Source organism: Oleiphilus sp. HI0123 (assembly GCF_001635315.1).
Genome location: NZ_LWGE01000641.1, coordinates 1 through 758, shown reverse-complemented (window position 1 = coordinate 758; position 758 = coordinate 1). Strand labels below are relative to the sequence as shown.

Annotated in this window: 1 protein-coding gene; it reads left to right on the top strand. The window is 44.6% G+C overall.

Features of this window, described 5'->3' with window-relative positions:
• Positions 1-51 precede the first annotated feature (51 nt).
• The coding region (locus A3761_RS05835) for an SGNH/GDSL hydrolase family protein (RefSeq protein ID WP_156491646.1) at positions 52-758 on the top strand (707 nt) is incomplete at its 3' end.

Here is a 758-nt window from a genome sequence, read left to right as displayed (position 1 = left end):
TAATCATTATAGGATCATGTCTCCATATCAAAAATAACAACTGGAGAAAGCATGAAAACGATGAATCTAAGAAAACTGTATCACAAAGGCGGCTCTATGATTAAGCTGGTGGGGACACTAGCGATTGCCGGTTCCTTGGTTGCTTGTACGGGAAACCCTTATGAAGAAAACGCTCAGCGTATGGACGTGGTAACGCTAGGTGATTCGATATTCGATTTGAATGGTGTAATTGAGGAGGACCTTCAAGCGAATGCCGGTACCACTTTCCGAAACTATACGCAAAGTGGCGCTGAGTTATCGGGTGGTTCATTAGCAACACCTGTAGACAAACAGTACCAAGATGCGAAAGCAACGGATGCGAATATTTCTACGATTGTCATGGATGGCGGCGGTAATGATATCTTGATACCGGCAACTCTATTCGACCCTTATGGTTGCCGTACTAAGTGGTATCGCTGGAACATTTCTAGCAGCTGCCGTGGCTTAGTTGAAGATCAGTATGTTAACGCGGTTAACTTGCTAAACCAAATGGATGCAGATGGCGTCGATAATGTTGTATGGCTCGGCTATTACGAGCTACCTAGAGGTAATGCGAATCTAACTCAAGCATTGAATTATGGAGATGACTTGCTGGGTTATGCTTGTGACGTGTCGAGTAATGCGAATTGTCATTTTGTAGATCCGCGTGGAACGGTACCTGCTTCTCAGGTGGAAAGTGATGATATTCATCCGACCGTGGAAGGATCTCATAACCTTTC